The 23930-nt window shown below is 30.4% G+C and carries 25 protein-coding genes; 17 read left to right on the top strand and 8 right to left on the bottom strand.

What is annotated here, in order from left to right; all coding sequences use genetic code 11:
- The first annotated feature begins 59 nt into the window (after positions 1 to 59).
- The 3 genes from C0982_RS04115 to C0982_RS04105 are packed head-to-tail and all read left to right on the top strand — an operon-like array spanning position 60 to position 2544.
- Entirely contained in the window at positions 60 to 1028 is a 969-nt protein-coding gene (locus C0982_RS04115; RefSeq protein WP_101772949.1) for a methionine ABC transporter ATP-binding protein, read from the top strand.
- On the top strand, positions 1018 to 1671 hold the full coding sequence (locus C0982_RS04110) for a methionine ABC transporter permease (RefSeq protein WP_180946855.1): 654 nt from the start codon (positions 1018 to 1020) through the stop codon (positions 1669 to 1671). The genes C0982_RS04115 and C0982_RS04110 overlap by 11 nt, the downstream gene beginning before the upstream one ends.
- Positions 1672 to 1719: 48 nt before the next feature.
- Positions 1720 to 2544 carry a MetQ/NlpA family ABC transporter substrate-binding protein gene (locus tag C0982_RS04105; protein ID WP_101772947.1) on the top strand — a complete coding sequence of 275 codons (825 nt, stop codon included), beginning with the start codon at positions 1720 to 1722 and terminating at the stop codon, positions 2542 to 2544.
- 134 nt (positions 2545 to 2678) lie between these two features.
- Here the strand turns inward: C0982_RS04105 and C0982_RS04100 are convergent, their stop codons facing one another.
- Positions 2679 to 3713, bottom strand: coding sequence for a DUF1002 domain-containing protein (locus C0982_RS04100; RefSeq protein ID WP_101772946.1), 1035 nt, complete (start codon positions 3711 to 3713; stop codon positions 2679 to 2681).
- Between the two features lie 168 nt (positions 3714 to 3881).
- On the opposite strand from C0982_RS04100, the gene C0982_RS04095 reads away from it, so the two are divergent.
- Entirely contained in the window at positions 3882 to 4343 is a 462-nt protein-coding gene (locus C0982_RS04095; protein WP_101772945.1) for a type I restriction enzyme HsdR N-terminal domain-containing protein, read from the top strand.
- Positions 4344 to 4428: 85 nt separating this feature from the next.
- On the top strand, positions 4429 to 5076 hold the full coding sequence (locus tag C0982_RS04090) for an SDR family oxidoreductase (protein WP_101772944.1): 648 nt from the start codon (positions 4429 to 4431) through the stop codon (positions 5074 to 5076).
- Between the two features lie 57 nt (positions 5077 to 5133).
- Here C0982_RS04090 and C0982_RS04085 read toward each other — a convergent pair whose 3' ends face one another.
- Together C0982_RS04085 and C0982_RS04080 are read right to left on the bottom strand one after the other, a co-directional pair.
- The gene (locus C0982_RS04085) at positions 5134 to 6006 is read right to left on the bottom strand and encodes an NAD(P)-dependent oxidoreductase (RefSeq protein ID WP_101772943.1); all 873 of its coding nucleotides are present in this window, start codon (positions 6004 to 6006) and stop codon (positions 5134 to 5136) included.
- 269 nt (positions 6007 to 6275) lie between these two features.
- Entirely contained in the window at positions 6276 to 7175 is a 900-nt protein-coding gene (locus C0982_RS04080; RefSeq protein ID WP_101772942.1) for a polysaccharide deacetylase family protein, read from the bottom strand.
- 307 nt (positions 7176 to 7482) lie between these two features.
- Here C0982_RS04080 and C0982_RS04075 point away from each other — a divergent pair, with 307 nt between their 5' ends.
- On the top strand, positions 7483 to 7998 hold the full coding sequence (locus tag C0982_RS04075; protein ID WP_101772941.1) for a rubredoxin-like domain-containing protein: 516 nt from the start codon (positions 7483 to 7485) through the stop codon (positions 7996 to 7998).
- 101 nt (positions 7999 to 8099) lie between these two features.
- On the opposite strand, the gene C0982_RS04070 is transcribed toward C0982_RS04075, so the two are convergent.
- The 5 genes from C0982_RS04070 to C0982_RS04050 form a co-directional block, all read right to left on the bottom strand.
- Entirely contained in the window at positions 8100 to 9374 is a 1275-nt protein-coding gene (locus C0982_RS04070) for a dihydroorotase (RefSeq protein WP_101772940.1), read from the bottom strand.
- Between the two features lie 132 nt (positions 9375 to 9506).
- Complete coding sequence (locus C0982_RS04065; protein ID WP_101772939.1) at positions 9507 to 10757, bottom strand: ABC transporter permease; 1251 nt, start codon at positions 10755 to 10757, stop codon at positions 9507 to 9509.
- A 3-nt stretch (positions 10758 to 10760) separates the two neighbouring features.
- Positions 10761 to 11435, bottom strand: coding sequence for an ABC transporter ATP-binding protein (locus C0982_RS04060; RefSeq protein WP_101772938.1), 675 nt, complete (start codon positions 11433 to 11435; stop codon positions 10761 to 10763).
- Between the two features lie 27 nt (positions 11436 to 11462).
- Positions 11463 to 12587, bottom strand: a complete 1125-nt coding sequence (locus C0982_RS04055) for an efflux RND transporter periplasmic adaptor subunit (protein WP_101772937.1) — start codon at positions 12585 to 12587, stop codon at positions 11463 to 11465.
- A 223-nt stretch (positions 12588 to 12810) separates the two neighbouring features.
- The gene (locus C0982_RS04050) at positions 12811 to 13665 is read right to left on the bottom strand and encodes a sulfurtransferase (RefSeq protein ID WP_101772936.1); all 855 of its coding nucleotides are present in this window, start codon (positions 13663 to 13665) and stop codon (positions 12811 to 12813) included.
- A gap of 388 nt (positions 13666 to 14053) precedes the next feature.
- On the opposite strand from C0982_RS04050, the gene C0982_RS04045 reads away from it, so the two are divergent.
- From C0982_RS04045 to ispH, 11 genes are all read left to right on the top strand, one after another.
- The gene (locus C0982_RS04045; protein ID WP_101772935.1) at positions 14054 to 14947 is read left to right on the top strand and encodes a sulfide/dihydroorotate dehydrogenase-like FAD/NAD-binding protein; all 894 of its coding nucleotides are present in this window, start codon (positions 14054 to 14056) and stop codon (positions 14945 to 14947) included.
- Positions 14947 to 16335 (top strand): NADPH-dependent glutamate synthase, encoded by a 1389-nt coding sequence (gene gltA, locus C0982_RS04040; protein WP_101772934.1) that lies wholly within the window; start codon positions 14947 to 14949, stop codon positions 16333 to 16335. Before C0982_RS04045 ends, gltA begins: the two co-directional genes overlap by 1 nt.
- 202 nt (positions 16336 to 16537) lie before the next feature.
- Entirely contained in the window at positions 16538 to 17236 is a 699-nt protein-coding gene (locus C0982_RS04035; protein ID WP_101772933.1) for a tetratricopeptide repeat protein, read from the top strand.
- Between the two features lie 53 nt (positions 17237 to 17289).
- On the top strand, positions 17290 to 18027 hold the full coding sequence (locus tag C0982_RS04030; RefSeq protein ID WP_101772932.1) for a pseudouridine synthase: 738 nt from the start codon (positions 17290 to 17292) through the stop codon (positions 18025 to 18027).
- Position 18028: 1 nt separating this feature from the next.
- Positions 18029 to 18616, top strand: coding sequence for a tRNA (mnm(5)s(2)U34)-methyltransferase (locus tag C0982_RS04025; RefSeq protein WP_101772931.1), 588 nt, complete (start codon positions 18029 to 18031; stop codon positions 18614 to 18616).
- A gap of 130 nt (positions 18617 to 18746) precedes the next feature.
- Positions 18747 to 19634, top strand: a complete 888-nt coding sequence (locus C0982_RS04020; protein ID WP_101772930.1) for a MurR/RpiR family transcriptional regulator — start codon at positions 18747 to 18749, stop codon at positions 19632 to 19634.
- A gap of 56 nt (positions 19635 to 19690) precedes the next feature.
- The gene (locus tag C0982_RS04015; protein ID WP_101772929.1) at positions 19691 to 20341 is read left to right on the top strand and encodes a histidine phosphatase family protein; all 651 of its coding nucleotides are present in this window, start codon (positions 19691 to 19693) and stop codon (positions 20339 to 20341) included.
- Positions 20342 to 20349: 8 nt separating this feature from the next.
- The gene (locus tag C0982_RS04010) at positions 20350 to 21672 is read left to right on the top strand and encodes a BaiN/RdsA family NAD(P)/FAD-dependent oxidoreductase (RefSeq protein WP_101772928.1); all 1323 of its coding nucleotides are present in this window, start codon (positions 20350 to 20352) and stop codon (positions 21670 to 21672) included.
- Positions 21673 to 21788: 116 nt separating this feature from the next.
- Positions 21789 to 22457, top strand: coding sequence for a (d)CMP kinase (gene cmk / locus C0982_RS04005; protein ID WP_101772927.1), 669 nt, complete (start codon positions 21789 to 21791; stop codon positions 22455 to 22457).
- Positions 22458 to 23069, top strand: coding sequence for a lysophospholipid acyltransferase family protein (locus tag C0982_RS04000; RefSeq protein ID WP_101772926.1), 612 nt, complete (start codon positions 22458 to 22460; stop codon positions 23067 to 23069).
- A 6-nt stretch (positions 23070 to 23075) separates the two neighbouring features.
- Entirely contained in the window at positions 23076 to 23921 is an 846-nt protein-coding gene (ispH, locus tag C0982_RS03995) for a 4-hydroxy-3-methylbut-2-enyl diphosphate reductase (protein WP_101772925.1), read from the top strand.
- Positions 23922 to 23930: the final 9 nt, after the last annotated feature.

The following is a 23930-nucleotide window of genomic DNA, read 5'->3' as shown; positions in this document are numbered from 1 at the left end:
TTTACTTAGGCGTTTTTTAGTTTAAAAAAACTAATCAAAGTATAAGGAGGCAACAAAAAATGATAGAAATAAAGAATGTCAACAAATTTTTTGGAAAAACCCAAGTGTTGACAAATGTGAACTTGACAATAAATGAAGGTGAAATATTTGGAATAATAGGGCACAGTGGAGCTGGTAAATCCACGTTACTTAGATGCATAAACCAACTTGAAACATTTGACTCAGGAGAACTATATGTGGCTGACAAAAATGTAAAAGAACTCAGTGTTACTGAGCTAAGAGAATTGAGAAAGAATTTAGGTATGATATTTCAGCATTTTTCTCTTCTTGAAAGAAAGACGGTTTTTGAAAATGTAGCTCTTCCAATGGAGTGTTTTGATTATTCAAAAGAGCAGATAAAAAATAGAGTAAATGAATTACTTGAATTAGTAGGCATCGCTGATAAAAAAAACGAGAAGCCTAGAAATTTAAGTGGTGGTCAAAAACAGAGAGTTGCAATAGCACGTGCTCTTACTATGAATCCATCAGTTCTTCTTTGCGATGAAGCAACATCAGCATTGGATCCTAAGACAACAAATTCAATTCTTTCTCTTCTAGAGGATATAAACAAAAAACTAGGTATAACGATTGTAATAGTAACACATCAAATGGAAGTAATAAAGCAAATATGTACTAGAACAGCCCTTATGGATGCAGGTAAAGTATTAGAAGTTGGAGAAACTAAGGAAGTATTTTTAAGCAGCAACAAGACATTAACAAATCTGCTTGGAGAGAGAGATATTGTGTTGCCTAGTGGAAACAATATAAAACTTTTATTTACAAATGATAGATCAAATGATGCAATAATTACGGGAATGGCTAGAGAATTAAATATCGATGTATCAATAATTTATGGAAAATTAGAAAAATTCAAAGATGATATATTAGGATCATTAATAATAAATGTTCCAACTGAATCCGTTAATGACGTTAAATTGTACCTAGATAAGCATGATATGAGATGGGAGGAGATAAATAATGAGCTTTAATGAATATATAACGATTTTATTTCCCGAGGCATTTATACAAACATTATATATGATATTTGTTCCAACGATAATTGCAACTTTTCTTGGTTTTATTATAGCAATTATACTTGTGCTAACAAAGGAAGATGGCTTAAAGCCAAACAAGAATGTAAATAGAATACTAGGTTTGATAGTAAATATTGTAAGAAGTTTCCCTTTTATGATTCTTATTGTTGCAATGATTCCCATAACTAGACTTATAGTGGGAACGAGCATAGGAGATACTGCAGCGATAGTTCCAATAACAATTGGCTCAGCTCCATTTATAGCTAGGCTTATAGAAAGTGCTTTAAATGAGGTTGACAAAGGATTAATTGAAGCTGCTAAATCATTTGGTGCGACAGATAGACAGATAATTTTCAAGGTAATGATAAAAGAAGCTACACCTTCTATAATTACCGGAATAACTTTAGCTATAATTACTATATTAGGTTATACTGCTATGGCGGGAGCTGTAGGGGCAGGTGGACTTGGTAATGTGGCACTGATGTATGGTCACCAGCAATTTGATGCTAATGTAATGATTTTCACAGTAATAGCATTGGTAATACTAGTACAAGTTATACAAGGAATTGGAGACTATCTTTATAAAAAACTTAAATAAAGTTTTTGCTTTATTTAAATATATTTATATTAATTAAGGAGGTACAAAATGAAAGTAAAAAAATTATTAACTCTTACAGCAACAGCTATTTTATCGCTTACTCTTGTAGCGTGTTCAACAGATAACAAATCTGAAGAAGAAAAAACGTCAAGTTCTGACAAAGTAATCACAGTTGGAGCTACAGCAAATCCACATGCTGAAATTTTAAATTCAGCTGTTAAGCCTCTTCTTGAAAAAGAAGGTTACACATTAAATGTAAAGGTATTTAATGACTACGTACTACCTAATAAGGCTCTATCAGAAAAATCACTAGATGCTAACTTTTATCAGCATATACCTTACTTAGAAGAATATAACAAAAAGAATAATGACAATCTAGCATACACAGTTAAGGTTCATTTAGAACCTATGGGCGTTTACTCAGAAAAAGTTAAGAGTATTTCTGAATTAAAAGATGGAGCTATAGTAGCCGTTCCAAATGACCCAACTAACGAATCAAGAGCATTAAAATTACTTGCAAAAGAAGGACTAATAAAAGTTAATGATAAGGAAATTTTAACAGCTAAGGATATAACTGAAAATAAGAAGAACATAGAAGTAAAGGAAATGGGAGCAGAACAACTTCCAACAACTTTGAAAGATGTTGATTTAGCAGTAATAAACTCTAATTACGCTCTTCAAGCAAAATTAAATCCTACTAAAGATTCTATAGCCATCGAGTCAAAGGATTCTCCTTATTCTAATATCATAGCAGTTAGAGAAGATGATAAGGATAGCGAAAAAATAAAAGCTTTAGATAAAGCTATGACATCACCTGAAGTTAAAAAATTTATAGAAGAAAAATATGATGGAGCTATAATACCTTCATTCTAAAACCTATAGCAATAAAATAAAAAACAGACCTTAGTTTTAATAAAACTAAGGTCTGTTTTTCTTAATTCATTATCAGTATTTACTTATTAATAATAAATTAATATATAAGTATGTTGTAGCATTATTGAATAGAACTAATTAAAAAGTGATTTGAAAAAATTAATGATTTTATCAAAAAATCCACTTTGTTCAACTTGTTGACCTACGTCTCCCGCTATTTTTTGAACATTTTCAATTCCAGAAGTTGTTGTACTAACAATAGCATCTTTTGATAACTTTGACTCATCAAATTTATTGAAAAATTCATTTGCATCCTTATTGTTTCTTAAGAAAGAAGATGCTTTTTCAATTATACCGTCAACATTTATGTTTTCTCCAGCATTTTTTAAGCTTGATCTTACATTAGCACTTACATTATTTAAAGTATCTTTCACTTCATTATAGTCATAGTTTTGAGCACTTACATCTTTTAGTAGATTTACTATTATATTTATATTACCTGTGCTCAAATTAACATTATAGTTGTTAGCAATTTCTTCAACCTTTTTTTCTATATCTTTTTCAGAAGTTAGGTTATCCTTAATTACATCTTTTTTTGCATCATTAATTATTCCTGATGCTTTATCATTACCAACTTCTTCAGCGATATTACCTGTTGTTACTAACTCTTGGTTTGCTAATTTTTTCTTTTCTTCAGTTAATTTTTCGCCGGAAGATTTTTCAAAAGCCATTGTAATACCTGTAAGAGCCCCTGTTCCACTTACAGGGAAAGGCGCAGCTGCAACTACATTTGCATTTTCTACACCTGCTGTAGATAAAGTAGAAGCAATCATGGAACTAGTTACCCAAGTAATATTAGATGTTTTAACATTGATTCCACCATCAGTAGTGGGAACTACATAAGATGAAGACATGGTTACATTACCTATTTGTCTATCAGGAGCTATTCCTGATAGATATTTTCTTTCTTGCTGATTATTTACATATATTATATCAGGATTATCTGCACTTACTCCAAAGTAATTCAAAATTTCTTTTTTCTGATTTGCATTTAGATTTGCACCAATTGTAATTACTTCCCCAGTAGAGTCCGCTTTTGCACTACCATACATAGAAAACATAATTAAAAGAGACATCACTGCAGAAAATATTTTATTATATTTTTTCATTTTATATACCTCCAAAAATAATAAATCTTATATTTCCAAGATTACTTATCAGGATATAATATTATGCTTAATTTTACCTTGAATGTTTATTTTTCTATTTTATGGACTTTAAATATATTGGGTGGTATAATAATAATCAAATATATATAAATACGGAAGGGGAATACAATGTCAAAAGAACTAGTTAAAGACAGAGTTATAGAATATTTAGTTGAAGAATTAAAGGTTCCAGAAAATATGATAGAGGTAGATACACCACTATCTGAATACGAAGAAGGTGTTGAAGGTACTATTGATATTACTGTAGTAATTGAAGATGAAACAGAATCAATTTTACCACTTATGGTAGTACAATGCTTGGATGAAGATATTGAGTTGACTGAAAGCGTTGTTGAAGCTCAGATGGACTACTTAGAATTAATAGATGAAACTACTCACGTAGGAAGAATGATATTGACTAATGGAGACCAGATGATGTATGCAGATTGGAATGGTACTGATTTAGATGATGAAGAGCAGCTTCCAACATATGACAGAATGATTGAAGAATATAAATTAGCAGAAAAAGAATACAATGAACACGTTGCAAATCATGGCGATTGTGGAGAAGATTGCGACCACGAACACTAAAAACTTGTTTTTTTAAGTTTTTTATGGGTAATAACATCTCTAAGTAAAAGTTTTTAATTAAAAACAATAATAGGAGGTTTTTATTATGAAGATAGCGGTTATATCTGCCAATGGAAAACAAGGAAGAAAGATTGTCGAGGAAGCGACTAGAAGAAATCTAGACGTTACAGCAGTCGTAAGAGGAGAGAATAAGTCATTAGCAAAGAAATTTATACAGAGAGATCTTTTTGATTTAACTTCTGATGATTTAAAAGACTTTGATGTGGTAATAGATGCCTTCGGAACGTGGGCAGATGATACTCTACATCAACATTCGACTTCACTGATGCACTTATCAGATATATTAAGTGGAACGGATACAAGATTATTAGTAGTTGGTGGAGCAGGTAGCCTTTATATAGATAAAGATCATAAACTGACTCTATCTGATTCTCCAGATTTTATAGAAGCATTCAAACCTTTAGCAAAGGCCATGGGTGACTCACTCGAAAAGCTTAGATCTAGAGATGACGTAAACTGGACTTATATTAGTCCGGCTGCAGATTTTCAGTTTGAAGGAGAAAGAACTGGTGAATATATTTTAGCTGGAGAAGACTTCACAGTTAATTCAAATGGAGAAAGTTTTATCAGTTATGCAGATTATTCTATTGCAATGATTGATGAGGCTGTAAATGGAGAACATATTAAACAAAGAATTTCAGTACTTTCTAAGCAAAATTTTATAAAAATTTGATATAATTAACAAAAGAACTAGGTTTTATTTTAATATAAACCTAGTTCTTTTTATTGTTTAATCTATTTCTTTATCATAGTATTTATAAAGTGCTTGAGTACCTAAATCTCCATATCCTTCATCTAAAATTTTGCGATAAGTGTTTAGAATTTCTTCCAAGATAGGTAAATCTATGTTTATATTTTTTGCCTCTGAATGTACTATATCCATATCCTTTACGAGATGTTTTGCAAAAAAACCAGGTTCGAAATCTTCATCCAAAATTTTGGGTGCTAGTGTATCCATTTGAAAGCTAGATGCGGCACCAGTACTAATTGTAATGAGAACCTTATTAACATCCAGACCTGATTTTTGAGCAAAATACAAAGACTCACAAACTCCTGCAATATTTGCTGCTACAGCAATTTGATTAGCCATTTTAGTTTTTTGACCTGAACCAACTGGGCCTTCATGAATAATTATATTGCCAAGGCATTTAAAAACAGGATAGCATCTTTCAAAATCTACTGATTCAGAACCGACCATAATAGTCAGAGTACCATTTTTTGCAGATTCATCTCCACCGGTAACAGGTGCATCTAGAAAATGTAAATTTCTTTTTTTTGCCTCTTTGCCTATTTCAATTGAAAGGTTTGGATCTGTAGTTGTCATATCAATAAGGTATGCGTGTTCTTTTGCATTTAATATGATTCCACTGTCTCCAAGATATATTTCTTGAACGTCACTAGGGAAACCGACCATGCTTATTATTATGTCATGATTAGTTATACACTCAGCAATCGAGTCGCACCAATTTGCCCCTTCATCTATTATATCTAAAGCATTCTCCTTTGTCCTCGAATAAAAATCTACATGAATTCCTTTTTTCAAAAAATTACGAATCATGTTTTTACCCATTATCCCAGCACCAATAAAAGCTATTCTTTTCATAATAAGAGACCTCCAAATGATTATTTATAGATAATGCAAAAATACTTTCTTGTATTTTTTGACATTTAATATATACTATATAATATTATTTTATCATTTTATCAACTAAATAACCATAATTTAATGAATTTTCAAATATTATTAGTGGGATTTACTAATCAAATAATTAAGCAATATACAGGAATATTTTAAATTAAATAAAATAAAAACTAAAGTAGTGGAATACATATTTACCAAACTTTAGTTTTATTTTTTAAAATATTAAATTGTTATACTAGTGTTTTAAATTCGTATCCTTGCTCTTTGTAATATTTTATAATCTTATCAAGAGAGTTAACTGTATCTTCTTTTCCGTATGTATCATGCATAAGTAGAACGACTAAATTACTGCCAGTAGAAGTTTTTACAGCTTCTTGATATAGTTGCTCAGCATTCTTTTTTGGACCTTCTGCATCGCCATTAAGGCTGTTCCAGTCGATTGAAGCTTTGTTATTTTTAATTAGATAATCACTAAGAGGTTCTGTATTTTTCCATGACAACTGACCTCCTGGGCATCTAATTACTCTAGTAGAGAAGTTATCTACACCGATTGAATCTTTTATTAACTTATCATTTTTATCAAAATCAGATTTAAAGTTATCTATATTTAAAGTTCTTCCAGGATATAAATATTTATAATCATGTGAATAAGAATGGTTGGCTATTGCCATACCTTGATTATAAGTATCTTTCAATACAGCTGCAGCTCCATCCATTTTAAGTGATTTACCCATTACAAAAAAAGTTGCTTTTACATCATTTTCTTTAAGAATTTTTAATATATTTGGCGTATTTGTAAGTGAAGGACCATCATCAAAAGTAAGGAAAACTTCTTTTTTACCACCATTATCATAACTATATGTGTTTAATGCATTCCAGACTTTTTGAGAATCAACTCCATAAAGTTTCTTTTCTTCTGTTCTCTGACCTACAATAGGTTCTTTTTCAATATTTTTACTTTCTGCACTTAAATTATTTGTATTTTTCTTAAGAGATGCTTCTTGTTCTTTTTTATACTCTAAACCTATTACCACACATCCTATTATACTAACTATTATTATTGCAAATAGTATTGCCTTTTTGAAATTATAACTTGATTTTTCTTTGTTTCTTTTATTATTTATACTCATGTCACCCTCCTATCTATTCCATTCTACTATATATTAGTAAATAATTAAATATAAAAACGTAAATATTTATTATAATTTATAAAAAAAGGTATAAATATTTTATAAATTGTTTTTTTCTTATCCTAATGATAGAATAATTATAAAATTAACTTTTTATATAAATAATACTAATCAAATGTATATGAATTCTTGACATTGCATAACTAGAATTGTAAAATGATGTAAATGAAGTATTTCAGCAGAGTAATTTAGGAAGTTACAATGCAGATATGTATTAATATGAAATTTTACAAAAAGGAGTTGTGACATGAAAAAATTCAAATGTAAGGAATGTGGGTATGTGCATATAGGCGAAGACGCTCCTGCAGTATGTCCTGTATGCGGATATGATTCAAGTGTTTTTTTTGAAATGGAAAATGAGGACTCAGATTCAGAAAAAGAGTATTTTGAGATGATATTAGACGCTGATGATAATGACATCAAATTGCTTAGAAATCAATTTGATTTATCTAGCAAACTTGCAGGAATATCATTAGCTATGTCAAAGCAAGCATTGCATGAAGGTAAAGAAGATGAAGGTGAGTATTTTCAGAAAGTAGCTCTTGAATTACTTGATCAGTCTTCAATTTATTCAATGTTGTTGGGAGAATATTTGGAGTTTAATACTGAATCCAATAGCAAAGAACTTGCAAAAAAACTTACAAAGCTCGATGAATATTTAAAGAGCTTAAATGATAGTTTAAATATAGATGACAGAGAAGAGCTGTCAGTTTTAACTAGTAAAAGCAAAGTATTAAATAAATTTATTGATGAATTGAAGTAGATATTTTTAATTGGTATCTCTGAAATTATTGTAATATGTTTACAAATTAATAAAAAGCCCCCCTTGTCTAATTTGATAACAAGGGGACTTTTTATTAAAAATTATTTTTCATCTGAATATACTATTTTTCCTGAACAGATAGTGTATTTAACTTTTCCAAAAAGCTCTCTACCTATAAAAGGTGAGTTAGATGATTTTGAATAGAATTTATCAACAATAAATTTTTCGTCAGGGTTAAATATACAAATATCTGCAATTTTTCCTGAGCTTATATCACCTCTATTTAGATTGTAGTATTTTGAAGGATTGCATGTTAATTTTGACAGCATATGTATCATTTTAAGTTTATCTTTTTTTACTAACTCGGTAATTGAAAGAGGTAGGGCAGTCTCTAGACCAATTATTCCGCTTGGAGCTTTTTTGAACTCTACATTTTTTTCTTCTGAAGTATGTGGGGCATGATCCGTTGCTATAATTTCTATAGTATCATCAATTAGTCCCTTAATTATTTTATCACGATCTTCTTCAGTTCTAAGAGGAGGGTTCATCTTAGCTAAAGTTCCATGTTCTAATACATCTTTTTCAGTTAAAGTAAAATGATGTGGGCTTGCTTCTGCAAAAACATTAGCTCCTAAAGATTTTGCATATCTCACCATATCTACAGCATTTCCAGAACTAATATGTTGAATGTCAATTGTAGCGCCAGTTTCTAATGCCAACATACAATCTCTAGACACCATTACATCTTCAGCAACTCTAGGTGCGCCACCTAATCCCATTTTTTCTGACACAAAACCACTATTTACTCCATGATTTTCAATTAAGGAATTATCCTCTTCGTGTAATGCTATGACAGCACCAATTTCTTTAGCCTTGAACATTGCTTTACGAAGTAGAGAAGTATTCATAACTGGAACACCATCATTTGTAAAACCAACAGCACCGGCATCATAAAGACTTTCCATATCGACTAGATTTTCTTTGAAATCATGAGTTAATGCCGCTTCTTGGTATATATTAATATCTGCTTTTTTTGCCTTTTCTATTACATAGTTTAAATTTTTTATAGAATCAATTTTTGGATTTGTATTGGCCATTAGTATTACAGAAGTAAAACCACCAGCTGCTGCAGACTTAGCTCCTGTAAATAGATCTTCTTTATGAGTGAAACCAGGATCTCTAAAGTGTACATGTATATCAATTAAACCAGGTGAAACAATACAATTTGTTGCATCAATTATATGGTAGCCATCCTTTTCTTCAATATGCTTTTCAATTCTTTTTACTAGTCCATCTTCTATTAAAAGATCAGATACTGAGTCAAATCCATCAATAGGATTAATAATTCGTCCGTTTTTTATAAGTATTTTATTCATATATTCTCCTTTTAAAAAAATAATAATTTTAAATTAGTGATTTATTAAATATATACTATCATAATTAAAAGTAATTTAATAGTGAATATATAAATAAAAAGAGATTAATTCAAAAGAATTAATCTCAAAATATTATTTGTATATTACTTTTATAGGGTCGACCTTAGAAGCTTTATACGCTGGAACTAGACCAAATATAATTCCAGTAAGTACAATGGATAAGAATGCGTAAACAAAACTATTTACACTAGGAATAGGTTTGAAAGGCATGATATTCTTTGAATAAATAGTTACTGCATATCCAACGATTATTCCTAAAATACCTCCACATGAAGTAATGAATACTGATTCTACTAAAAACTGAAAAAGAATAGTATTTGGTTTAGCACCTAAAGCCCTTCTTATTCCAATTTCTTTATTTCTTTCCATTACAGAAACATACATTATATTCATTATTCCGACTCCGCCGATTATCATAGCTGCAACAGTTATAATTCGAACAAATTTATCTATAACATCAGTCATTCCTTCTGTTGATTTTTGCAAAGAGCTTTGGTCTTCAACATCATAATCACCTGGAAGGCCAGGGTGAAGAGTTTTTAATTTAGCTACAACTTTATCTGATACTGAAGAAACGCTAACGCCTTCTTTTGCGGTAACTTTAACTTGGTTTACAGTCTTATTTTCTATATTTTCTCCAGTTAAGTAGTTGTAAGCAAGCTTAGGTACTGCAGAGAAGGGTTGTTCAGCAGTAAATATTCCTCTTTTTTTGAAACCTTTCTCTACGGGATCGTATACAAGATTTTCATCAGATACCCCGACAACTTCATAAGTTAGCCCATTAATTGTAACTGCTTTACCTAATGGGTCGTTTTTCCCAAAAACTTCTTTGCTGACATTACTACTTAACACAATTACTTTTTTTCCCTTATCTGTTTCGTCAATAGCTCTTCCTTTTATCACTTTGTAGTGACTATCTTCAGCTATAGAAATAAAAGAAGAGAAACTCTTGTCATAAAAAGATACTTGTGTATAATACACACCATTTAAATAATTATTAGAGTAAGCCGGCTTTTCATTAGTTGCTTCTATTTTTTCTACACCTTTTATGCTTTCTAGCATTGGAACATCTGATTTACTAAAGGCTTGCAAAAGTTCTTCAGTTTCAGAATCCATAAAAGGATCTTTTGGTATAAATTTAATTATAGAAGTTCTAGGATTTACCGTTTGAAATGATTCTTTAAATACATTGCTCATAGCATTACCAATTGAACTTACAAATACAACTGATGTTATACCTATAATAATCCATATAAAGGCTATCACTAATCTAAGTTTATGACTTTTGAGATTTGCAACTGAGTTTTTTAATAGAGTAATCATATGCTAAACCTCCTTTTCAAAAACACCATCTTTAAGAGTTATAACCCTTGAAGCATATTTAATCATATCTGGATCATGAGTAACCATTATTATCGTTGTTCCAAGATTATTTAGTTCGCTTAGAAGTCTCATGACTTCATTTCCAGTATCTGTATCAAGAGCACCTGTTGGCTCATCCGCAAAAATTATCTTAGGATTATTTACAAGAGCTCTAGCAATAGCAACTCTTTGTTGCTGTCCACCTGAAAGATGGTTAGGGTAGCTAGATGCTTTGTGCAGTAATCCAACGTCATCTAATCGCTTTTCAATTAATTGTTTTCTTAATTTTTTATCTTTAACTCCGGCATATATAAGCGGAATTTCTACATTTTGATAAACGTTCAATGTATCTATTAGGTTAAATTGCTGAAATATAAATCCAACATATGATGCTCTGAATTCAGCTCTTTTGCTTTCGCTTAGATTACTGACATCAGTTCCTTCAAAAAAATATTTACCTTCATCGATTTTATCTAAAAAGCCAAGTGAATTAAGTAGAGTAGTTTTACCGCTTCCAGATTTACCCATTATCATAATGAATTCACCAAAATCTATTTCGAGATCCAAATTTTTTAATATGTGAAGTCTATTTTTTCCTACTTTATAGTACTTCTGTATTTTTTCTAAAACAATTTGCATATTTACACCACCCAAAGAACAATCTTTTTATACATCTTTCGATGAGTTCTTTTCATCTTTAGATTCTTTTGTTGACTTTCCAGGCACTGTGTCCCCGTCTCTCATTGTCTTAGTAGGATTTTTAACGACAATATCTTTTGGATTTAAATCTCCAGAAACTACAGAAATATCTCCACTTTCTGATAATATTTCAACATTTACTTTCTTTAAAACACCATCTACATCTACAAATACGTATATTTCATCTCCACTATTTACAATTGCTTTTGTAGGTACTTTATTTTTATCTGTATTTACATTTATAACAGCTTGAGTATGATATCCGTCTACTATACCTTCTTGAGTATCAAAAAATAATACGACATTATAAAAAGATAATGAAGAATTAGCACTTGTATTTTGAGTAGGAGTAGCTTGAGAAGAAGACACTATAGGTCTTTGAGCAATATAGTTAACTCTAGCTTTTATTGTATCTCCAGTAGGTAAAATAGTAACATCTGCAGTCATATCCGTTTTTATTTTAGATACATCTTGTTCACTAAGCTCTCCGTTCATAACATATTCAGAACTTTGAACAGTCATTAAAGCACTTGATCCACCTGAAGATTGAACATTGCCTTCTTTATCATCATTGATATATACTTTTCCGTCTATCGGCGACTTAACTCTAGTGTAAGCCTTTGAATTTGCTGTAGAAAGAGACGTATTAAGAGTTGCTATCTGATTATTAATAGAAGTTAGAGTAGGGTCGTCTGATTTTAAAGAACGCTTTTCTCTAATAAGATTGCTAATTTGTGTTTTAATAGACGAAGCTTCATTTACAGCCGCTTCATCTTTTATAATGTATAAAACGTCATCTTTTTTTACATTTTGACCGTTGCTCACTCTTATATCAGGCGTTACGCCATTTAAAGGCCCTGCAATATCCTTACTTTGCTTTGGAACTACTGTACCATTTATAAAAACCTTATCATATTCAGGAACAGTATATGTCTGCATAATATACTCAGGTTCATCTTTGGAGTTATTATATATAACAATTCCGCCGACAGCTACAATAGCTATTACAGCTACAACACCGACATAAATTTGTATTTTTCTATTTGATTTGAGCTTTGACAAGCCCTCTTGAAATTTGTTTTTAAAAGACATCATTACCTCCTAATATATGTTTCGGACTGGAAAACATAGTTATGCACCTTAAAACATAATATTATTTTACAATATAATCAGCATTAATGCAATAATTCTTAAACAGTTAGGAGAAAAGTTATTTAACAAAAAAAATAATACTAATTAAATTATATAAAAGAAAAAATTTGAAAAATAAAAAAATACCTCTGGCTTACCTTAATAGTAAGTCAGAGGTAAATAATTATTCTTCGCCAGTTGCTATTTTATTTGAATCATAGCTTATCCAGTCAGAAAAACTACCTGGATAGATTTTATATGGAATCCCTATTTTGTCTAAAGCTAAGGCATTTACCATAAGAGATATTCCAGAGCCACAATATAAAATTATTTCTTTATCAGGATCAAGGGATTTAAAGTGTTCTTTCAAAAAATCATCTGATTTATAAGAGCCTTGTGTCATATCGTCTTGATTTAAAGTATCCATAAAAAAGTATGACTTCGCACTTGGTATATGACCTGCAACCTTATCAACGGGTTCTTCTAATCCCAGATATCTCGGATGTGATCTAGAATCTACTATTATAGTATTTTTATCGTATAATTTAGATTTAACGTATTCCATATCTACCATAAAACTGTTGTCAATTTTTGACGTAAAAACGTTATCTTTGAAGTTGGGAATATTTTCTTTTGTTTCTATTTCACCACCGTGGTGTTTGTAAGAAATTAATCCTCCATCTAATGCAAATGCGTTATAAAAACCTAAATTGTTTAACTGAAAAACTAGTCGTCCAGCACCTTGCATATCTCCATCATCATAAGTTACTACTGTTGTGTCATCAGCAACACCATAATTTTCTAAAATATCTTTTAAAACAGATCTGTCTTTAAATGGATGTCTTCCACCGTGATCACTTACAGGATCAGTCAAATCTTTTTCAATATTTACAAGGTATGCACCTTTTATGTGACCTTCTCTGTATGAATTTATTCCGTATGATTTATCCATTAAATCAAATCTACAGTCCAAAATTACATATTTTTTTCCAGAATTCATTAGATCAAACAACTCTTGCACGCTTATCAATCTCTTCATAAAATCATCTCCCCTTTGGTAAAATAGTAATTACTAATAAGAATTTCAAGCTTAGAAAATGAGAAATATTTCGGCAATAATTCTATATATAGTATAACATAATAAAAAAAATATGTATATAATGCGTTTTTATTGCAGAATTGGATGTAATATAGTATTATTATTTTGTGAATAGCTAAGTTTAGTTAATATAATTTATATTTATTAAATTTATTCATAACAAGTATACCGAATATATATTATAAATAAGCTATAAAATAATAAGGAAATATTGTATAATATTATATATAATAGTAACAATTTTATTAAATTAAAATTTGATTCAAAAAATGTATCATTTATTTTTTTATAATTTAATAAAAAATAAAATAAGAGGGGAGTAGTAAAAATGGGTTATAAAATAGTGGAGAAAAGACGACTTAATGACGTTGTTTATTTGATGAATATTGAGGCTCCTAGAGTAGCGAAATCTGCAAAACCTGGACAGTTTATAATAGTCATCATCGATGAAAAAGGGGAAAGATTACCTCTGACAATTGCGGACTATGATGCAGAAAAGGGAACTGTAACAATTGTATTCCAAGTAGTAGGTTCTTCTAGTAAAAAACTTAGTAAACTTGATGAAGGGGATAGCATAAAAGATTTTGTAGGTCCTTTAGGTCAACCGTGTGAATTTATATATGAAGACGTTGAAGACTTAAAAAAGAGAAATTTCATTTTTATTGCAGGGGGAGTTGGAGCAGCTCCAGTTTATCCTCAAGTTAAATGGATGCATGAAAATGGCGTAGATGTAGATGTAATTATTGGTGCAAGAACAAAAGATATAATAATATTTGAAGAAGAAATGAAAAAAGTTGCTAAGAATGTATACATATGTACTGATGATGGTACTTATGGTTTTCATGGCAATGTAACTATGATGCTTGAAGACCTTGTGAACAACCAAGGAAAACATTATTATGAAGCTAAAGCGGTTGGTCCAATGATAATGATGAAGTTTGCATGTCTTGCTACAAAGAAATTAAATATACCTACAGTAGTAAGTTTAAATACTATAATGGTTGATGGTACTGGTATGTGTGGAGCTTGTAGAGTGAGCATTGGAGATGAAGTTAAATTCGCATGTGTAGATGGACCAGAATTTGACGGATGGAAAGTAAACTTTGACGAAGCTATGAAAAGACAGCAAATGTTTAAGACAGAAGAAGGAAGAAAATCACTTAGAAAATCAGATGGAGATACACATTCAAGCCCAGATTGCAAAATAGGAGGTGGACACTAATGGCATTGAAAACAAGAGTTCCTGTTAGAGAACAGGATCCTAAAATAAGAGCAACAAACTTTGAAGAAGTTTCTTACGGATATAATGCTGAAGAAGCTATGGAAGAGTCTAAAAGATGTTTAAATTGTAAGAAACCTAGATGCGTTGAAGGATGTCCAGTAAGTATTGATATACCTGGATTTATTAAAGAAGTGCAAGAAGGAGACTTTGAAAAGGCTGCAAAAGTTATTGCGGTCAGCAGTTCGTTGCCTGCGGTTTGTGGTAGAGTTTGCCCGCAGGAGTCACAATGTGAAGGAAAGTGTGTTGTTGGAATAAAAGGTGAACCTGTGTCTATAGGTAAGTTGGAGCGTTTTGTTGCGGATTGGTCTAGAGAAAACGATATCGACTTGACAGGTGATATTGAAAAGAATGGAATTAAGGTCGCAGTAATTGGATCAGGACCTGCAGGACTAGCGTGCGCAGGGGATCTTGCAAAAATGGGATACGATGTAACTATATTTGAAGCTTTTCATGAGTCAGGTGGAGTTTTAACTTATGGAATTCCAGAGTTTAGACTTCCAAAGACAAAAGTTGTGAACTATGAAATAAATTCAATTAAAAAATTAGGTGTAAAAATTGAAAATAACGTAGTTGTAGGTAGAACACTGACAATTAACGAAATGTTTGAAGATGAGAATTTTAAAGCGGTATTTGTAGCTTCTGGAGCAGGGTTACCATCTTTTATGGGAATACCAGGAGAAAATGCAAATGGAGTTTTATCTGCAAATGAATTTTTGACTAGAGTAAATTTAATGAAGGCTTATCTAGATGAATACGATACTCCAGTTAGAGTAGGTAAGAGAGTAGCCGTAGTAGGTGGTGGGAATGTTGCTATGGATGCTGCTAGAACTGCACTAAGAATGGGAGCAGACACACATATTGTATACAGAAGAAGTGAAGAAGAATTGCCTGCTAGAGTTGAAGAAGTTCACCATGCAAAAGAAGAAGGTATAATATTTAATTTACTTACTAATCCAAAAGAAATTCTTGTAGATGAAAATGGTAATGTATCAGGAATGACTTGTATAAAAATGGAACTTGGTGAAGCTGATGATTCTGGAAGAAGAAGACCAGTTGAAATTCCAGGATCAGAATTTACAATTGATGTTGATATGGTAATTATGTCACTGGGAACAAGACCGAATCCATTGATAGCATCTACGACTCCAGGTCTTGAAGTAAATAAAAAGAAATGTATAGTTGCAAATGATGAAGGGTTGACTTCACTAGAAGGAATATATGCAGGTGGAGACACAGTTACTGGTGCAGCAACAGTTATCTCTGCTATGGGAGCTGGTAGAAGTGCGGCATCAGCTATAGATGAATACCTTAAGAATAAATATCTGTAAAAAATAGTTATAATTATTCTGATAATAGACAAAATAATAATTTTAAATAAGTAGAGCTAATATAGGCTAAATCTTCTTGAGATGGCACATATTAGCTCTATTATTAGTTTGCGATATTGAAATTGATATGTTATAATATTAATGATTATTAACTGTTTAAAGTTTTTTTGAAACAAATAATACCTTTAATAGGAGGTAACATATGAATAAAAAAATAATTTCAATAGTTGTTCTATCGCTAACTCTCATGCTTACTGGATGTGGATTCACAGAATCAGGAGAGCTAATGAGTGGAGCTAGGAAATTTATAGAAAACGAAGAATATGATAAGGCAATGACTAATTTATCTAAGGTATTAAGCGAAGATGAATCTAACTCAGAGGCCAGAGGTATGTATTATCAGTCAATGAAGCTTCAAAAAGCACAAAAATGTAGAAATAGACAAGATTATGAACAAGAGATAAAAGAGCTTCAAGATTTAATAAACGATAACTCTGGATCTGCAAAAGTTAAGAGTCAAGCTGAAGAATTATTGAAAAAAGCTCAAGATAATTTACAAAGACAAAAAAAGGCTACGATAACTCGTAAGGAAAATGCAAAGAAAACAGCAGAAGAAAATAAAGGTAAATATTCAAGCAGTTCCACATATGGAAGATCTTATAATTATAACAATTATAACAACAAATATAATAATACAAAAGATGATGAAGATGACGAAAAGGAAATTGATAAAAATACTGGTATAAACTCTGGCAATTCAGGAACAAGTACAAACAAAGTTCCAAATGGTACCACAAACCAAAATAACCAGACACAGAATCAAGGTACTTCAAATCAAGGAACAGGAACAGGCACGACTCAAAAGAACGGAGATTCACAAAGTAATCAAAAAAACAACTAAAATATTAAAATAAAAGCTATTTCATTAGGAGATAGCTTTTTGAGGTGGAAAAAATGAGAATAAATAAATACATAGCTACAAGTGGTGTAGCGTCAAGAAGAAAAGCAGAGGAATTAATATTACAAGGAAGAGTATCAGTTAATGGTAAAAAAATCGATTCACTTGGTTATCAGGTTGATGAAAAAAATGATATAGTCTACGTGGATGAAAAACAAATAAAATTGGAAGAAAAAAAAATATATATTGTATTGAATAAACCTGAAGGATACATAACAACATCAAAAGATCAATTCGGAAGAAAGAACGTCATTGATCTAGTTAAAGATATCAAAGAGAGAATATATCCAGTGGGAAGATTAGACTATGAAACAAGTGGTCTACTAATAATGACAAACGATGGAGATATAACATATAAAATAACTCATCCAAAATATGAAGTCAATAAAGTATATATTGCGTCTGTAAAAGGAATACCAACTGACAAAGAAATACATGATTTTGAAAACGGATTAGAGATAGATGATTATATTACTTCAAAAGCGAGTTTGAAAGTAGTAAAAAAAGATACTATAAAAAAATATTCAGTTTGTAGAGTTATTATACACGAAGGTCACAACAGACAGGTAAGAAAAATGTTTGACGCAATTGGTCACCCTGTAATGAATTTAAAAAGAGTTCAAGAAGGAAAAATAAAACTGGGAGATCTAAAACCAGGAGAATACAGGCATCTAACCAAAGAGGAAGAAAATTATTTAAAAAGTTTTTTAAATTTTGAGAAGGACATAATTTAGCATGAATAGAAAAAAAGAAAATTTTAATAATGTAAACAGCATGTTTAAATTTTTAGCGGATTCTAAAATTTTCCCTGGAGCCGTAGTACTAGATGCTACTCTTGGTAAGGGAAATGACTTTATATATATGATGAATATAGCTGGAGACTCAGGATATGGATATGGATTTGATATTCAAGAAAACGCAATAAAAATAACTAAAAGTAATCTAGATAATAATTTAAAAAATAAAAATAAATACAATAATATTGAAATTATAAATGATGGTCACCAAAATTTAGATAAGTATGTAGATAAAAAAATTGATTTTGCATCATTTAATCTAGGATACTTGCCAGGTTCAGATCACAAAATAATAACAAATCCTAATACTACAATTGAGGCAATTTCAAAACTTATACCTCATATAAAACAAAATGGATTAATTTGTATAGCATCATATGTTTCGCATCCAGGTGGTATGGAAGAAAGTATTAAAGTTACAGAATATGTAGAGCAATTAGAACAACAAAAATTTAATGTAATTAAAATCAATTTGATAAATCAAAAGAATAGTCCACCTAATTTAATAATTATAGAAAAAAGATGAATATAGTGTAATAATGATAGGTTCTAAATATTGAAAAGCTATCATTATTACTGTATAATAATTATAATGAAAGCATGTACTTTATTACTTTTGGTTTCATAATATTTAAGAAATTATAGGGGTGTAATAGATGAAGAAAAAAGAAAATGCTGATGAAAAATTGAAAGAAAATAGCAATGCGATGTCTATTATGAGACAGAAGTACAATACTATGAGTAAAGGTCAAAAACTTTTGGCTCAATATACATTTGAGAACTATCCCAAAGTTGCGTTTATGACTGCAGCAAAATTGGGCGAAATTGTAGGAGTAAGTGAGTCTACAGTTGTAAGGTTTGCAACAGCATTAGGATATTCCGGATATCCTAAGTTTCAAGACTCATTACAAGAACTAATTAAAACTAAATTGACAACCGTTGAGAGAGTGGAGCTTTCGAATATAGACTATTCTTCTGATAGTTTGATATTAGAAAATGTTTTAAATAATGATATAGAAAATATAAATGACACCCTTCATTCTTTGGATAGTAAATTATATGAAGAAGCAGTTGATGTGATTATATCCGCTAGAAAACTATATATAATGGGACTTAGAAGTTCAATATATGTTGCAAAATATTTAGGCTATTATTTGAATTACATACTGGATAATGTTGTAATAATAAGAATGGATATGGGTGAACCATTTGAACAAATGATAAAACTTGGAGAGGGAGATGTTTTGATTTCAATTAGTTTTCCTAGATACTCTAAAAAAACTCTTCAGGTAGTGAACTTTGCAAAAGAAAGAGGAGCAAAAGTTATAGCCATTACAGATAGTGTTAATGCCCCTACTGCAAAAACATCAGATATAGTTCTTACTGTAAAGAACAATATGGTTTCATTTGTAGATTCATTAGTACCTGCTTTTAGTGTATCCAATGCAATTGTTATTGGAGTCGCAATGAGGGAAAGAGACGATATTAAACAGTATTTTAATGATTTAGAAAAAATATGGGAAAAATTTGAAGTTTATGAATAAAATTTTCGCAACCTGATATGTTTACATATTAGGTTGTTATTACGAGGGAGAGAAATATGAACACTTTTTATATAGTTAGACATGGACAGACAGAATGGAATACTTTGGGAAAAACCCAAGGGCATGGTGACTCGCCACTAACTGACTTGGGGGAGCTTCAGGCAGAAAATCTTGCTAAGGCTTTAGAAAAGTATCCAATAGATTATATATATTGCAGCGATTTAGGTAGAGCAGTTCAGACTGCGGAAATAGTATCAAAAAAAATGAATAAAGATTTCACGACTACAAATCTATTAAGAGAAATGGGATTCGGTATATGGGAGGGGAGACCCTTAAGTGAAATAGAATACACTTACCCTGAAACATTTAGAACATGGAGAAATGAACCAGAAAAAGTTGAAATACCTGAAGGAGAAAAATTACTTGATATTTACAAAAGACAGAAAAAATTAATAGAAAATATAAACGAGAATTATGATGGAAAACATATTTTACTTATATCTCATTCAGTGACTGTTAGAGTGATGTTGTTAGATTTTTTAGGATCTCCAATTAAAAATCTATATAGAATTAAACAAGATAACACTGCTATTAATATAGTAGAGTGTAGAGAATATGGTCCAGTTGTGATTAAAATTAATGACACTGCTCATTTAAATATAAATGGAAGTTTGAACAAACCTCAAGCAAAAAGCGCTTTAGAGTAGGAGTATTTATGAAACTAAAATATGATATAGCTATTGTTGGTGGTGGTGCAGCAGGCGTAATGGCAGCACTATCTGCAAGATCTGTAAACCCAAAACTAAAGATATGTATATTAGAATCAAAAAAAACTATTGGCAGTAAGATGAGAATTACTGGTGGCGGTAGATTTAACTTTACCAATAACAAAGATATATCAGATTTTTTCTGTAATATAGTAAGAAACGAAAAATTTCTATTTTCATCACTGTACTCATTTACAAATTTAGATTTGATTAACTTTGTAAAGAAAATAGGGCTAGATTATTTAGTAGAAGAAAGCAATGAAGAGAAAATTTATTTAAAAAGCGGAAATGCTATGGAAGCAATTGAAGCATTTAAAAGAAAATTAGATGAAGAGAATATAGAAGTTTTTTTTAATAAAAAGGTAGAAAAAATAGAGATAGATGGTGATTTAAAAAAAATATATAGTAGTGATTTTCTAATTGAATCACATGGAATGATAATATCAACTGGAGGTAGCAGTTATCCTCAAACTGGTTCTGACGGAAAGTTTCAAACTATATTAAAAAATCATTCATATAAAATAATTGATAATAAACCTGCTCTTGTACCAATTCGATTAAGAGAGAGTTGGCCAAAAGAAATTGCAGGAGTATCATTGAAAGATATATCAATAAGTATAAATAAAAATAATGAAAAAATCGATAGCTTAGTAAAGAATGATTTATCAAAAGAATTATATAAATTAGACAAAGTAGTCAGAAGAGGAGGAGTAGTTTTTACCCATCGAGGAATAGGGGGGCCAGCTGCATTAAAAATTTCATCCTATATAAACCGAGTTATAAAATTTGTAACATTGGAAGTTGATTTTATTCCAAATTTCAGCTCAGATGAAATATATAAAATTATAAAAGAAAATCCTAAAAAAAGTGTCTTTGCAAACATTAAAGATCTTTTACCAACAAACTTTGTAAATGTTATATTAAGAGAAGCCAACATGGAAATTGGGAAAGAATATGATTTATTTAAAGATAATTCATCTAATTTATCAAAATCAACTTTTGGAATAGTTATAAAATATTTGAAAAAATGTAAACTGGAGCCAACTTCGCTTGAAGATTTAAGTAAAGCAACTGTAACTTCTGGAGGAGTAGACGTTTCTATGATAAAATCTAGCACATTAGAGTCTAAAATTCACGAAGGTGTATACTTTGCTGGAGAGGTTATAGATATTGATGCTTTAACAGGTGGATATAATCTACAAATTGCATTCTCAACAGGTTTTCTAGCTGGAAAGTCGCTAGCAGAAAAGTTTTCATTTTATAATGATTAACTATTCAAATAAAAGCTAAGTAAAGTAAAAATAAAGGTTATAACGGTATAATTATTGCGATAAGTTATAATATTAAAGGGGGGTTGGTGTGTTTAATCTAAAACACACGCAAAACTATGAGAAATTTAATAATAGCTATAGATGGTCCTGCAGGTGCAGGCAAAAGTACAATTTCTAGATTGATTTCAAAAAAGTTAGGTATTAATTATATAGATACCGGAGCAATGTATCGAGCTTTGACTTTAAAATGTATCAGTGAAGGAGTAGATATATCACAAACTGATAAAGTGATTGAATTGTGTAAAAATGTAGAAATAGATTTTATAGACAATTCGATTTACCTTGATGGTGAAAATGTAGATAACAAAATCAGATCTTCTGAAATCAATTTGAATGTATCAAATGTTGCAAAAATAAAAGAAGTCAGAGAAATGATGGTAAAAAAACAAAGAGAAATTGGAATGAGAAGTGATGTTATCTTGGATGGGAGAGATGTAGGAACACATATTTTCCCAAACACTAAATTTAAATTCTTTCTAAATGCATCACCAGAGGAACGTGGTAGAAGGCGTTATGAAGAAATAAAAGACAAGGAAAAAAATATAACTCTTAAAGAGATAATTTCGGGTATAAAGAGGCGAGATGATATAGATTCTTCTAGAGAAGTTTCACCCCTTGTAAAAGCAGGTGATGCTCATGAAATAGATTCAACAAATATGTCTATAGAAGAAGTTGTAGACTATATTGTCAATGAGGTAAAAATAAATAGTAAGATAGGTGATTAAATGGATAAAGCATATGCAGTAATACGTAAAATTTTATCAATATTTTTTAGCATTATATATAGAATTGAAATATTGGGGAGTGAAAAACTACCAAATGAGGGGAAACAGATAATAATTGCTAACCACAAGCATAACTTTGATCCCTTACTAATGATAATGGCTGTAAAAAATAGAAGAATAATCCCAGTTGCTAAGCAGGAATTATTCAAAATACCAATTATTAAAACAATACTAGTTAAATTCGAGGTCATTCCAATTGACAGAAAAAATCCAGGCTTATCTACAGTTAAAAATATTTTAAAGCAAATTAAAACTGGAAGGGTACTAGGAATTTTTCCAGAAGGTACAAGAAGTGAAATGGATAGTTTTTTACCAGCAAAACCTGGTGTAGCGTTATTCGCTATTAAATCTAAAGCAGATATCGTTCCAATGAGTATTATATCTAGCTACAAACCATTTTCAAAGGTTAAAATTGTAATAGGTGATGTTATCGATATGTCTGAGTATAACACTAGAAAAGTTGATAAAGCAGAGTACGAGAAAATTGCTCAGTCTCTTTTAAATGTAGTTGAGAAAAACTACAATGATAACAAGGAAGGAATTATAAAGTAAAATAACATGAAAAAAATTATTTTAGCTGAGCATGCAGGTTATTGCTTTGGTGTAAAAAGAGCAATGAACATGGCATGGAATGAATTAGAAGAAAAAACACATAATATATATGCCCTAGGCCCATTAATACATAATAAAGAAGCCGTAGAAAAATATGAAAATAATGGACTTATTACAGTAAACAGTATAGATGAAATCGAAGGAGATACTAACGAGATGATTATAAGATCACATGGTGTTTCTAAAGACGTGTATATAGAGGCAGAGAAGAAAAATATTGATATTATAGATGCAACATGTCCTTTTGTCAAAAAAATTCATAATATTGTCAAAAAAAATTATGACACGGGTAAAAAAATTATAATAGTTGGCAATAAAGATCATCCGGAGGTTATCGGTATAAATGGATGGTGTAACAACAGTGCAATTATTGTAAAAAGCAAAAAGGAACTTGAAAGCTATCATTTAAACAATGATGAAAAATATGTTTTAGTTGCACAAACAACAATAAATGAGCAAGATTTTAAAGATATAATGGATCTAATTGAAAAATTACACTTAAATATAGAGATTGAAAACACTATATGCTCTGCTACAAGAGAGAGGCAACTTTCTGCAAGAAGACTATCTAATGAAGTTGAGGCAATGATAGTAGTTGGAGGAAAACATAGTTCAAATACTCAAAAATTAGCAGAAATATGTAGTGAAAAAACTCCAACTTTTGCAGTTGAAACAAGTAAAGAATTAAAAGACATACCATTAAATGAATATGATGTTATCGGAATAGCAGCGGGAGCTTCTACACCAAATTGGATAATTGAAGATGTAATGGAATATTTAAAAAAATTATAGGGAGTGATG

Source organism: Peptostreptococcus faecalis (genome assembly GCF_900240845.1).
In the GTDB taxonomy this organism is placed as follows: Bacteria; Bacillota; Clostridia; order Peptostreptococcales; family Peptostreptococcaceae; genus Peptostreptococcus; species Peptostreptococcus faecalis.
The sequence above is the reverse complement of the archived record's forward strand: the minus strand, read 5'-3'. Positions and strand labels throughout refer to the sequence as shown.